Annotated in this window: 14 protein-coding genes and 1 pseudogene; 4 read left to right on the top strand and 11 right to left on the bottom strand. The window is 74.5% G+C overall.

The annotated features are described in order from the left end of the window. On the bottom strand, window positions 1-197 hold a 197-nt coding region (locus ONA70_RS29835), incomplete at its 3' end, for a TetR/AcrR family transcriptional regulator (RefSeq protein WP_265009828.1). 42 nt (window positions 198-239) lie between these two features. Further along, window positions 240-1,232 (bottom strand): tyrosine-type recombinase/integrase, encoded by a 993-nt coding sequence (locus tag ONA70_RS29830; protein WP_265009827.1) that lies wholly within the window; start codon window positions 1,230-1,232, stop codon window positions 240-242. 107 nt (window positions 1,233-1,339) lie between these two features. On the opposite strand from ONA70_RS29830, the gene ONA70_RS29825 reads away from it, so the two are divergent. Next, window positions 1,340-2,350, top strand: coding sequence for a helix-turn-helix transcriptional regulator (locus tag ONA70_RS29825; RefSeq protein WP_265009826.1), 1,011 nt, complete (start codon window positions 1,340-1,342; stop codon window positions 2,348-2,350). A 28-nt stretch (window positions 2,351-2,378) separates the two neighbouring features. Here the strand turns inward: ONA70_RS29825 and ONA70_RS29820 are convergent. The 5 genes and pseudogenes from ONA70_RS29820 to ONA70_RS29800 form a co-directional block, all read right to left on the bottom strand. Then, window positions 2,379-2,653 (bottom strand): annotated as a pseudogene (locus ONA70_RS29820) (Hsp20/alpha crystallin family protein). Window positions 2,654-2,729: 76 nt separating this feature from the next. Beyond that, on the bottom strand, window positions 2,730-3,239 hold the full coding sequence (locus tag ONA70_RS29815) for a GNAT family N-acetyltransferase (RefSeq protein WP_265009825.1): 510 nt from the start codon (window positions 3,237-3,239) through the stop codon (window positions 2,730-2,732). Between the two features lie 38 nt (window positions 3,240-3,277). Continuing rightward, window positions 3,278-3,799, bottom strand: coding sequence for a DUF2087 domain-containing protein (locus ONA70_RS29810; protein ID WP_265009824.1), 522 nt, complete (start codon window positions 3,797-3,799; stop codon window positions 3,278-3,280). Between the two features lie 195 nt (window positions 3,800-3,994). Further along, a complete protein-coding gene (locus tag ONA70_RS29805) occupies window positions 3,995-4,297 on the bottom strand; it encodes an isochorismatase family protein (protein WP_265009823.1) in 303 nt (100 codons plus the stop codon). Between the two features lie 39 nt (window positions 4,298-4,336). After that, window positions 4,337-4,864, bottom strand: a complete 528-nt coding sequence (locus ONA70_RS29800; protein WP_265009822.1) for a MarR family winged helix-turn-helix transcriptional regulator — start codon at window positions 4,862-4,864, stop codon at window positions 4,337-4,339. Between the two features lie 68 nt (window positions 4,865-4,932). On the opposite strand from ONA70_RS29800, the gene ONA70_RS29795 reads away from it, so the two are divergent. Continuing rightward, window positions 4,933-6,168 (top strand): MFS transporter, encoded by a 1,236-nt coding sequence (locus ONA70_RS29795; protein ID WP_265009821.1) that lies wholly within the window; start codon window positions 4,933-4,935, stop codon window positions 6,166-6,168. Window positions 6,169-6,178: 10 nt separating this feature from the next. On the opposite strand, the gene ONA70_RS29790 is transcribed toward ONA70_RS29795, so the two are convergent. The 3 genes from ONA70_RS29790 to ONA70_RS29780 form a co-directional block, all read right to left on the bottom strand. Next, a complete protein-coding gene (locus tag ONA70_RS29790; RefSeq protein WP_265009820.1) occupies window positions 6,179-6,574 on the bottom strand; it encodes a cupin domain-containing protein in 396 nt (131 codons plus the stop codon). 28 nt (window positions 6,575-6,602) lie between these two features. After that, on the bottom strand, window positions 6,603-7,088 hold the full coding sequence (locus ONA70_RS29785) for a GNAT family N-acetyltransferase (RefSeq protein WP_265009819.1): 486 nt from the start codon (window positions 7,086-7,088) through the stop codon (window positions 6,603-6,605). A gap of 92 nt (window positions 7,089-7,180) precedes the next feature. Beyond that, entirely contained in the window at window positions 7,181-7,666 is a 486-nt protein-coding gene (locus tag ONA70_RS29780; RefSeq protein ID WP_265009818.1) for a DUF1062 domain-containing protein, read from the bottom strand. Between the two features lie 484 nt (window positions 7,667-8,150). On the opposite strand from ONA70_RS29780, the gene ONA70_RS29775 reads away from it, so the two are divergent. Beyond that, window positions 8,151-8,969, top strand: coding sequence for a TIGR04222 domain-containing membrane protein (locus ONA70_RS29775; RefSeq protein WP_265009817.1), 819 nt, complete (start codon window positions 8,151-8,153; stop codon window positions 8,967-8,969). 51 nt (window positions 8,970-9,020) lie between these two features. On the opposite strand, the gene ONA70_RS29770 is transcribed toward ONA70_RS29775, so the two are convergent. After that, on the bottom strand, window positions 9,021-10,493 hold the full coding sequence (locus ONA70_RS29770) for a vWA domain-containing protein (protein WP_265009816.1): 1,473 nt from the start codon (window positions 10,491-10,493) through the stop codon (window positions 9,021-9,023). A gap of 223 nt (window positions 10,494-10,716) precedes the next feature. Here ONA70_RS29770 and ONA70_RS29765 point away from each other — a divergent pair. Next, the coding region (locus ONA70_RS29765) for a hypothetical protein (protein ID WP_265009815.1) at window positions 10,717-11,854 on the top strand (1,138 nt) is incomplete at its 3' end.

Below are 11,854 nucleotides of genomic sequence, written 5' to 3'. Positions count from 1 at the left end.
TCGAGCAGGGCGTCCTTGTCGGCGAAGGCGCGGAAGACGGTCGCCTCGCCGATGCCGGCGGCCCGGGCCACCTGGGCGGTGGTGAGCCCGGCGCCGTACGTGGCGAGCAGTGGCAGCGCGGCCCGTACGATCATCGCCCGGCGCTGGTCCGGGCTCATTCCGGGCGCGCGTCGACGGGGTACGTCGGTGGTCGTCATGCCACCGAGGATGCGGAGTGAGGACTCACTCCGTCAATGGGTTTACCCTCTCCGCCGCGCCCGGGCCGCCCAGATCACGTACGCGGGGTCGCGGTCGAGGTTGTGCCGGTCCCGGTCGTAGCGGCGGGTGGTGCGCGGATCGGCGTGCCCCATCGCGTCCTGCACGTCCTCCAGGGGCACCCCCTCGGCGCGGGCGGTGGTGGCGAACGCGTGCCGCAGCGAGTGCGGGGACAGCTTCGCCCAGGCGGGGATGCCGGCGGCCCGGGCGAGCCGGCGGACCAGCCGGAACACCGAGTGCCGGTCCAGCCGGGCGCCGGTCGCGGTGACCAGCAGCGGGCCGGTCAGCTCCGGCACGGTCACCCCCTGCGCGGCGGCCCGGGCGGACAGGTAGGCGTCCACCGCGTATGCGGTGCCCGGGGTGAGTGCCCGCCGGCGCGCCTTGCCGCCCTTGCCGACGAACCGGATGCTGCGGTGCCCGCGTTCGGCGCCCAGGTCGGCCAGGTCCAGCGAGATCAGCTCGCCGACCCGCAGCCCCAGGTCGGCCAGCAGGGCGACGGTGGCCCGGTTGCGAAGAGCCGTCGGACCGGTGTCCGCCTCGGCGGCCGTCAGCAGCGCGTCCACCTCTTCGGGGGTGAGTCCGACGGTGGCGGAGTGGTCCCGGTCGACCCGGGGGCGGTCGGCGCCGGCGACCGGGTTGGCCTCGACCGCGCGCAGCTTGACCAGGAAGTCGTACCAGCTGGACAGCGCGGACAGCCGGCGGGCGACGGTGGCCGGGGTGAGCGGGCGGCCGCTGCGCGCGCCCAGCGTGGACTCCAGTTCCCGGCCGTAGGTGTTCACGTCGAGGAAGCTGACCCGCAGCGGATCCAGGCCCCGGTCCGCGCACCAGCTCAGCCAGCCGGCGACGTCGCGCCGGTACGCGTCGCGGGTGTGCTCCGACAGGCGGCGGTTGCGCAGCCATGCCTCGGTGAAGTCGGTCGGCCCGCCGCGCAGGGCGGGGCGCGCCGAGGCGCGGGGCATAACCTCGGGACGCGACATGTGAGAAAGGCTCTCAGCCTCCGGGGGGAATCGCGACGAGGCGCGCCCGAGGGAAATGCCGGCGGGGCCACCCGCGACCGGTTTTCCACCCGGGTTACCGTCACCGCGTGCGTGCCAGCCGCCTGGTCTCCCTGCTGCTGCTCCTGCAAACGCGGGGGCGGATGACCGCGCAGGATCTCGCGGACGCCCTGGAGGTGTCGGTCCGGACCGTCTACCGGGACGTCGAGTCGCTGGGTGCCGCCGGCGTTCCGGTGTACGCCGACCGCGGCCCGGCCGGCGGCTACCGCCTGCTGGAGGGCTACCGGACCCGGCTCACCGGGCTGACCGCGCCGGAAGCCGAGGCCCTGTTCCTGGCCGGGATGCCCGGCCCGGCCGCCGAGTTGGGGCTCGGCCCGGTGCTGGCCGCGGCCGAGCTGAAGGTGCTGGCCGCGCTCCCCGACGAGCTGGCCGACCGGGGCGGCCGGATGCGGCAGCGGTTCCACCTGGACGCGCCCGGCTGGTTCCGGCATCCCGAACCCACCCCCCACCTGACGGCCCTGGCCCGCGCGGTGTGGGAGGACCGGTTGGTGGAGATGCGCTACCGGCGCTGGCGGGCCCCGCGCGAGGTGACCCGGGTGGTGGCCCCGCTGGGGGTGGTGCTCAAGGCGGGCCGCTGGTACCTGGTGGCCCGCTGCGGGGAACAGCTACGCACCTACCGGGTCGGCGCGGTCCTCGACGTCGTGCTCTCCGACGAGCGCCACCCGCGGCCGGCCGACTTCGACCTGGCCGCCTACTGGCGGGAATGGACGCAGCGGTACGAGCGGGACGTCTACCGGGCGCAGGCCCGGGTCCGGATGACGGTGGCCGCCCTGGAGTTCATGCCGTACGTCTTCCCGCCCGAGATGAGCCGGGCGGCCCGGGCAGCGGCCGGTGAGCCCGACGAGCACGGCTGGCTGGAGACCACCGTGCCGATCGAATCGGTGAAGCACGGCCACACCGAGCTGCTCAAGCTCGGCGCCGAGGTGGAGGTGCTGGAGCCGGCCGAGCTGCGGGACCGGCTCACCGCCACCGCGCACGCCCTGGCCCGGCTGTACCCGGACACGGCGACGGGGGCGCCCGAACCGGACGCCCCCCGGTGATTCGCTGATCTCCCCTGCCGGCGCCTGGTCAGGCGCTGATCTCCCGGCGGCCGTCGGTGGTCGCGGCGACGCTGATCCGGCGTGGCTTGGCCCGCTCGGCGATCGGGATGCGCAGGGTCAGCACGCCGTGCTCGTAGCCGGCCTGCAGCTTGTCGGTGTCGAGGGTGTCGCCGAGAAAGAGCTGCCGGGTGAAGGTGCCCATCGGCCGGCGTCGAGGTGCATGACCGCCGGCCGGGCGGTGGTGCCGAAGAACTGCTCGGCGAGCCGGTCGATCTCGCGGAACGGGTCCGTACGCATCAACATGGCGGTGCCTCCTCGGTTCTCCTGGCCGAAGGTGTGTCGGGTTGAGTCGAGGTGACTCAACTTCTCGACTCCTTGTCTAGCGCGCGGCGACGGCACCGTCAACTCGAGCCGGCAGGAGCTTCTCGAACCAGTGTTGGGCGTACCGGCCGTCGTTGAAGGCCGGGATCTCGGCGTATCCGTGCCGGGCGTACAGGGCGCGGGCCTCCACCAGGTCACTGCGGGTGTCCAGCCGGATCCGGTCCGCCCCGGCGGCGCGGGCGTACGCCTCGACGGCGCCGAGCAGGGCCGCGCCGCCGCCCGCGCCCCGGTGCTGCGGGCGGACGTAGACCCGGGTGAGTTCCGCCCAGCCGGGCCGCCAGCGCAGCCCGGCGCAACCGGCGAGCCGCCCGTCGTGGCGCGCCAGCAGGAACAGCCCGGTGGGCGGCGCCAGGTCGTCGCTGGGCGATTCGGCGAGCGCCGCGTCCACCTCGCCGGGTCGTTCCGGCCGGCCGTGCCAGCGGCGGACCATCTCCGCCAGGTAGTCGCGCAGCAGGACGGCCGCGTCCGGGGTGTCGGGCAGGGCTTGGGTCGTCGTCCAGGTGGTCACCGTCCGATGGTCACCCGGCGGTCAACGGCTTTTCCCGGTCAGGGCCGCCAGTAGATCCCGTGCTCGCGGGTCAGCAGCAGGTCGTCCACCAGGTAGCGGCGCAGCGTGACGTGGTCCGCCTCGCCACCCTCGCACCAGGCCCGCAGCGCGTCGTCGACGGCCCGCTCCGGATAGCGCACGCCCGGCTCGAAGGATCGCTCGGTGATGTGTTCGAGCAGCACCCGACGCCGCCCGCGCTGGGCGGGCAGGCGGGTGAGCCGGCCGTCGCGGACGAAGGTGCGCAGGATCGCCTCGCGGGGGTTCGCCGCCGGAGGTGGGGCCGCCGGGTCGGTGCTGCGGGCCAGCTCCCGCAGCCGTTCCCCGTCGATCCGCAGGGCATCCTCGTCGTCGGCGACGATCCCGGCGTCCACCAGGCGACGTACGCCGGTGACGACGTCCCGGGCTGGTAGGCCGGTGCGCGCCGCGACGGCCGGGACGTCCTGCGCGCCGAGCACGATCGCGGCGAACACGGCACGGCGTCGGTCGTCGGCGAGGGCACCCGCCAGAACCTGAGCGGTCATGCGCGCCAGCCTGCCAGCCCGCCCACCCGGGCGGCCAGGCGTTTTCGGCGGCGGCTCAGGCGTGGGCGGGGACGGCGGTGAAGTCGACGTCGTTGGTGGCGAGCGTGCCGGCCGTGCGGCCAGGAGCGCTCTGGTAGCGCCAGTAGAGGTTGGTGTGGGCGATGACCTGATCGGGCGAGGGCGCGCCGTAGGCCGTCAGGTCCTCGGTGGTGTGCGCGTCGGCGACCAGGGCGGTGTCGTAGCCGCGGGTGAACGCGCCGTGCAGGCGTCGTCGCGCCGCACCAGCTCCGGCACGTACTGCCAGGGCTCGCTGCCGCGGACCAGCTCGCCGCTGTGGTCCTGGACCCAGACCACCGCGACCCCGGCGGCGCGGGCCCGGTCGACCAGGGTGGCGACGTTGGCCACCACCCGGTCCCGGTCGTACGCGTGATTCACGACGCCGTTCTGCACGTCGATGACGAGCAGGGCGGTGTGCGGTCGGTCGACGAGTGTGGTCATGGCGCCTCCTCGGGGTGCGTCTGCCGGTCGGTGGCCAACCTAGACCGGCCCTCCGACATCGCGGGGTGTCCGGTCGCGCCGCTGCTCGGCGACGAGCGTGACCCGGCGGAGCAGGTCGGCCAGCAGCCGCCGCTCGTCCGGGCTCAGCGCGCCCAGCACCCGGTGCTCCTCGTCGCCGACCACGCCGATCGCCCGCCGCCAGTAGGCCCGGCCGGCGTCGGTCAGCTCGACGTCGATGCGCCGCCGGTCGACGGTGGACGGGATCCGCTTGACGAAGCCCCGGCGGACCAGCGCGTCCACCCGGGCGGTGATCGAGGCGGGTGCCATCCGCAGGTCGGCGGCGATGTCCGACGGTGCCGCCCGGCCGCCCCGGCCGGCCAGGACGTGCAGCGTGCCGTACTCCTTCTCCTGCAGGTCCAGCTCCGCGAGCGCCCGGTCCTTCACCTCCCGCAGGTGCCGGGTGAGCAGGGACATCCGCACCACCGCGCCCTCGACGTCCGGGTCCAGGTCGGGCAGGACGGGCAGCCAGCGCGCGACGTGCTCGTCGACGTGGTCACGGTCGGTCACCCGACCACCGTACGCCGCCGCCGAAATATTCGTTGTCGAAATATTCGACGTCGAAGTAGTCTGCGGAAGTGACGCATCCCCTCCGCCTCCGGGCCTTCCGCCTGCTCTTCCTCGGCCGTACGGTCTCCGCCGTCGGCGACGCCGTGGTGCCCACCGCGCTGGCGCTGGCCGTGCTCCGCGCCACCGGGTCGACGGGCGCCCTCGCCGTGGTGCTCGGCTGCGCGATGGTGCCCCGGCTGCTGCTACTCCCCCTCGGCGGCGTGATCGCCGACCGGTTCGACGCCCGCCGCGTCGCACTCGCCACCGACCTGGTGCGCTGTGCCGCGCAACTGGTCGTCGGCGTGGAACTGCTCGGCGGCGCCCCGTCCCTGGCCCACCTGGCGGTGGCGTCCGCGGTCGGCGGCGCGGCCTCCGGCTTCGCCATCCCCACCGCGTCCCCGCTGGTCGCCGGCACCGTCGACGCCGCCGGACGGCAGCGGGCCAACGCCCTGATGGGCGTCACCGCCAACGCCAGCCGGCTGGCCGGCCCCGCCCTGGCCGGGCTGCTCGTCTGGACCGCCGGCCCCGGCTGGGCGTTCGTGCTGGACGCCGCCTCGTTCGCGGTCAGCGCGGCGCTGCTGGCGGTCATCCGGGTCCGGCACGTGCCCGTCCCGCACCGGTCGCTGCGCGCCGACCTGGTGCACGGCTGGCGCGAGGTCCGCTCCCGGGACTGGTACTGGAGCAGCCTGCTGGCCCACGGGGTGTGGAACGGCGCCGCCGCGGTGCTGCTCACCGTCGGCCCGCTGGTCGCCGTGGACCGCCTCGGCGGGGAGGGCGTGTGGGTGCTGCTCCAGCAGGCCGGCGCGGTCGGCCTGCTGGCCGGGTCGCTGCTCGCCGCCCGGGTCCGCCCGGCCCGGCCGGTGCTGCTGGGCAACCTGGCCCTCGCGGCGTACGCGGCCCCGCTGCTCCTGCTCGCCGCTGCCGCGCCCGCCCCGGTCACCGTGGCCGCCTACTGCCTCGCGCTGACCGCGCTCGGCTTCCTCAACCCGGTCTGGGAGACCGTGGTGCAGGGCCAGTTCCCGCCCGAGGTGCTCGCCCGGGTCACCTCGTACGACTGGCTGATGTCGCTGGGCGCCATGCCGCTCGGGTACGCCCTCGCGCCGCTCGCCGCCCGCACCTGGGGGCCGCCCGCGCCCCTCGCCGTGGCCGGGGTGCTGGTGCTGCTCGCGTGCGCCGGCACCGCCGCCGTGCCCGGGGTACGCCGACTGGGCTGGCCGGCGAACGCCCCGACCGAGGCGGTGGAGCAGGTGCCGGCGGGGCGCTGACCCGGCGTGGTCAGAGCCGATGCCCGGTGGTGGCGTCCACGTGCCCGGGCACCTCGTCGTGCCGGTCACCGACGCTGGACGTGCCGGACGGCTCGAACATCAGGATCGACGCGCCGTCCGGCGCGGACGGCCGGTGCTGCACCCCGCGCGGCACCACGTACACCGCGCCCCGGGGCAGCACCACCTCCCGCTCGGCGCCGTCCGCGCCGTCGCGCAGGGCGATCCGCAGTTCCCCGTCGAGCACCAGGAAGAACTCGTCGGTGTGGTCGTGGGCGTGCCAGACGTGCTCCCCGGCCACCTTGGCGACCCGGACGTCGTAGTCGTTGACGGTGGTCACGATCCGCGGACTCCACAGCTGGTCGAAGCGCGCCAGGGCGGCGGCCAGCTCGATCGGCTCAGTGCTCATCGCCCCATCGTGGCGTACCGGGCGCCGCTCAGAGGAACCGGTGCATGACGTGCAGGCCGATCCGGCCCTGCGTGGGGTGCGCGAACGCCTCGGGCACGGTGCCGATTACCGCGAAACCGAGCCGCCGGTACAGCTCGACGGCCGCGATGTTGCTCTCCGCCACCGCGTTGAACTGCATCGCTGCGTAGCCCTGGCGGCGGGCCCAGTCCAGGGTGTACTCGACCAGCGCCCGGCCGACGCCCCGGCCCCTGGCGGCGGCGGACACCATGTAGCTGGCAGTGGCCACGTGCGCGCCCGGGCCGGGCCTGTTGGGTCCGGTCTTGGCGGTGCCGAGGATCGTCCCGTCGGCCTCGGCGACCACCGTCAGCCCGGGTGGGCGTTCCACCCACACGTCGTGCAGCACCTCCGGCGGCCACGCCGGGTCGTACGGGAAGGTGTCCCCCGCGCCGACGACCTCGGCGAGGATCGGCCGGACCTGGTCCCAGTCGGTCTCGGTGTACTCGCGGATCCGCATCCCGGGCACGGTAGCCACGCCGCCGGCGGTTGGCGAGCCGGATTCGGGGATTGAGCCGGGCGGGCCCGGTGGCCCGCCCGGCTAGATCCCCGCTAGTCCCCGGCCATCACGGTAAAGGCGAATCCGGCGCTCGTCGGACGGCGCAGCGGAAGGTCGCACTTGACCCGGCGCAGTACCTCGTTCCTGCTGAGGCCGAGCCCTTGCGCGATGAGCCGTTCCGGGCGCACCGGTACTGGATCCTCGAAGACGACCTCCACCTGGACGGGCCACGCCTCGTCGAGCCATTCCGACGGGGTGTCCAGCCGCCAGGCCCCCGTCCAGTCCAGGGTGAAGCGGTTGCGCCGGGCGAGCAGCGGATCCAACAGCCTGGACGCCACCAGTTCCGGATCGTTGACGCCGTAGCCGTGGAGCTTGGCCGGATCGAAGGATCTGACCGGCGCTCGCTCGTGCACGGTGAGCTTGCTCGTCCGATCGCAGGATACGCAGCGGACCAGCAGCCACACGTCCAGCAGCTTGCCGTTGGCGTTGACGCGGAACCTGCCCTCGCCGGTGGTGGCCGACTCCGACCGGCAGTCCACGCACCGCAACGACAGCAGAGGCAGCCTGGTCCGGCGAACGACCCAGGGCAGCACGGTATGAGGTTGTGAAGACATGATCTCTCTAGACCTGATCTCTAGACCTGACACGAGGCCGATTACGCGTGACCTCGAACGCTGTATGACCGGGCGCACAAGGGCAGCCCGGCAGAGCCGACGGGAGCGTCGGCTACCGGTGAGCGGAAGAAAGTGTCAGGTCTAAAGAGCAGGCGGGGTCACGCGGTTTTGTCCTCTGTCCTCACTGCGACGGGCCGCAGGCAACCTACGGGAACGTGGAAGGAAGGCTCAAACGGATTTCCGACGGTCTGCCGATCTTCGTCTGCCGGGGGATGCCGCGCCCGTGGTCCCAGATCCGGGACACCGAGGTACGGCACGCCTCCTGATCATATTCGGACGGGTTCGCCGGCCACGGGTGCCGGAGTGATCAGGTTCCGGGCGGCCTGAGCGGAAGCGCCATACTTGCGCCATGCTCTGGGGTGTCAGCGGACCGCTCTTCCTGCTCGACTACGTCACCGCGGTCGCCGTGGCCCTCGCGGTCGCCCTGGCGGTCCGCGAGCTGACCGGCCGGCGCGCCCGGGGCGCGGAGCCGGACACCGTCGAACTGGCGTACCTGACCGACCGGGCGGGGCTGGCCTGCCAGGTGGGCATGGGCGTGCTGCACCGCGCCGGGGTGGTGCACCGGGGTGAGCTGGCCACCCTCGCGGTGGACGGCCCGCCACCGCCCCGCTCGGCGCCGCTGGTGCGCGCCCTGCACGCCGCGCTGCGCCGGCCGCAGACCTGGGCGGCGGTGCTCGCCGACCCCGGCGTCGGGCGGGCCCTGCGCCGGCTGGTGGGCCGGCTGGTCCGCGACGGCTGGCTGCTCAGCCCGGCGCAGCGGCGGCGGGTGGCGTGGGGCACCCTGCCGCTGTTCGCGGTCGCCGCGGTCGGGCTGACCCGGCTGCTGGACAGCGCCGTGGAGGGCCGCGACGCCGGCGGCCCGGCCTCCGTGGTGGGGCTGCTGCTGTGCTGCCTGGCCACCGTCCTCGGCGGCTGGTGGCTGTGCGAGGTGCCGGAGACCGGCGCTGCCGCGCGGCGCCTGCTGCGGCGGCTGCGCCGCCGGCACGCCGACCTGGACCCGCAACGGCGGCCGGCGTGGAGCGAACGTGGCACCGAGGAACTGCTGACCGCGATGGCCCTGTTCGGGCCACGCCCGCTGCTGGCCGTCGACCCGCGCTTCGGTGAGCTGGTCGGCATCGACGCCGAGCGCACCCGCCCGACCCCCCAGCGCAAGCTCGCCCGGAGCTGACCGCGGCGCGTGCCGGGCCCGCCCGCCGGGCAGCCGGCACGCGCGCCCGGGTCAGCGGAGTCGTTCGGCCTCGCGAATCACCCGGCCGAGGTCGCGCACATCGGCGTCCTCGGTGGCCTCGGCCGCCCGGTCCGCGATCGTCGCCAGGTCACCCAGGCGGGCCTCGCCGCCGCCTCGCAGCGCCACCGCGAAGTACGCGGCCGCGTAGCAGGTGCGCAGCCGCGGGGACGCCTCGGCGAAGTCCCGGTCCAGATCGGCGGCCGTCACCGACTCGTACGCCTCGGCCGGCTCCCGGTCCTTGGGGTCGGTCCAGCGCACCTGCACCCGCGCCACCCGGGCGGAGGACGACGCCCCGTCGGCGAGCCGGACGGCGTACAGCGCGGTGACGCTGTGCCCGGGACCGACCTCGCCGCCGTCGACCCGGTCGTCGCGGAAGTCCTCGTCGGCGATGGCCCGGTTGTCGTACCCGATCAGCCGGTAGGAACGCACGGTCGACTTCTCGAAGGTCACCTGCACCTTGGCGTCGAGCGCCCGGACGCTGAGCGTCGCGGGCAACTGCTGCACGAACACCTTCCGGGCCTGGTCCCGCTCGCTGACGTACACCGCGAAACCGTCGCCCCGGTCGGCCAGCTGTTCCATCAGCTGGTCGCCGTACTCACTGCCGACACCCACGCCGAGCAGCGCGATCTGCTTCTCGGCCTCCGCGCGTACCCGGCGCAGGATCGGCTCCGACTCGGTGTTGCCGGTGTTGGCGAGCCCGTCGGAGAGCACGATCACCCGGTTGGTCTTGCCGGTGCGGAAACCGTCGCGGGCCACCTGGTAGCCGAGCACCAGGCCGGCCTCCAGGTTGGTGCTGTCCTGCGGACCCAGGGAGTCGATGGCGGTGTGCAGCTGCCGGGCGTCGGATACCGGGGTCATCTCCCGGACCACCCGCGCCCGGGTGCTGAACTCGACGATGGCGATGGAGTCGGTGGGGCGTAGCTGGTCCACCAGGGTGTGCAGCGCGTCCTGCACGAGGTCCAGCCGGCCAGCCTCGCCCATCGACCCGGACACGTCGATGACGAAGGTGAGGGCGGCATCCGGGCGGCTCTCCCGGTCCTCGGAGCGGGTCTGCAGGCCGACCCGCATGATCCGCTCATCCGCCTCGGCCCGGTGGGTCTCGGGCAGCCGGGCGCCGTCGACGTGCACCGCGAAGCCGTCACCGGCGGGCTCGGCATAGTCCTGCCGGAACGAGTTCACGAACTCCTCCGGCCGTACCTCGGACCGCTCCGGCAGCCGCCCGTCGCGGATCAGCCGGCGGGCGTAGCCGTACGACGCGGTGTCGACGTCGACCCCGAAGGTGGAGGCCGCGTCCTCGTCCGTGCGCGTCTCGTTCCCACCCGACTCTGGGGTGCCGGCGTACGGGCGGGCCGGCCCGTGGGCCGATTCGCTGCGCTGCCCGGCGTCCCCGGAGGAGCAGGCGGTGATCGTCATCGTGGCGGCCAGCACCACCGGCAGCAGCATCGACCGTCTCATGTGGACCATCGGGTCCTCCCGGTTGGACTGAGGGGCGATGATCCGGTTGCGTCGCACCGGATCCGTCACGGTCATTGACGCAGCCCCACCGCGCGGTGGCTCCCGCCGTGGCCGAGCCGATACCCAAGCGTGAGCGTCGTGACCGTTCCGTGTACGAAGCGTGACCTGAACCGGTCAGCGGGGCCGACGGCCCTGTGCTGCGGCCGCATCGCCGATGCGGCAGAGTGGGCCGGTGTCCGCAGCCGACGAGACCGGGAGGACGGCGACCGTGGAGGGCCCGAACGGAGTGGTGTTCCCGTGCACCGGCGGTACGCGCAGCACGACCGCGCTGGGCCGGGCCGTGGTGGCCGACGCCCTACGCACGGTCGACCCGGTGGGCGCCCGCGCCGCCGAGCACGAGACCAACTGGCGGCACGGCTATGTCGGCCACTTCCGCCGGCTGGTCGAGGCCGGCCTGCTCTCCCGCGACGCGGCACTGACCATCGCCCGTGACGGGCTGGCCTCCCTGCACGCCCGGATGCGCTACCTGCCCGAGGACGGCGCGGAGATCGGCCTGGCCGAGGTGTTCGACCTGGCAGACCCGCAGCCGCTGGCGACCGCCACCGTCGCCGGCGCCGGCGAGGTGGAGCGGGAGCTGTCGCTGCCGTACCGGGGGCAGCGGCTGCGCGGTGACGAGCTGCGCCGCCGCCTGGACGCCTGGGTCGACGCCGGGGTGATCGAACCGAGCTGCGCCGAGGCGGTCGGCGCGGTGCAGGCCAACCCGGACTGGCTGGACCTGCGTGATCAGCGGATCGTGGTGCTCGGCGCCGGCGCGGAGATGGGCCCGCTGCCGTCCGTGCTGCGCTGGGGCGGCGAGGTGGTCGCCGTGGACCTGCCCCGCCCCGACATCTGGCGGCGGGTGCTGCGCACCGCCCACCGGTACGGCGGACGCCTGCACCTGCCGGTGCGCCCCGGCACCGCCGGCGACGACGCGGCCCTCGCCGCCGGCGCGGGCGCGGACCTGCTGCACCGCCTCCCCCAGGTCGCCGGCTGGCTGCGCGGTCTCGACGGGCGCCTCGTCCTCGGCAACTACGTGTACGCCGACGGCGCGACCAATGTGCGCGTCGCCACCGCGGTCGACGCGCTCACCGTCCACCTGCAGCGGCACCGTCCCGACGTCGCCCTGGCCTTCCTGGCCACCCCCACCGACGTGTACGCCGTCCCCGCCGAGGCCGTCGCCCACGCCGACCGCGGCTACGCCGCCCGGGGCCTGGCCCGCCGGTCCTTGCGGGTGCTCTCCGGCGGCCGGCTGCTGCACCGCAACTACCCGCCGGACGCGGACCCCGGGATCAACGACAGCCTGGTGCCGCAGCAGGGACCGAACTACGCCA

This window comes from Micromonospora yasonensis (assembly GCF_026013475.1).
GTDB lineage: Bacteria > Actinomycetota > Actinomycetes > Mycobacteriales > Micromonosporaceae > Micromonospora > Micromonospora yasonensis.
This window is presented reverse-complemented; position numbering and strand designations above follow the sequence as displayed.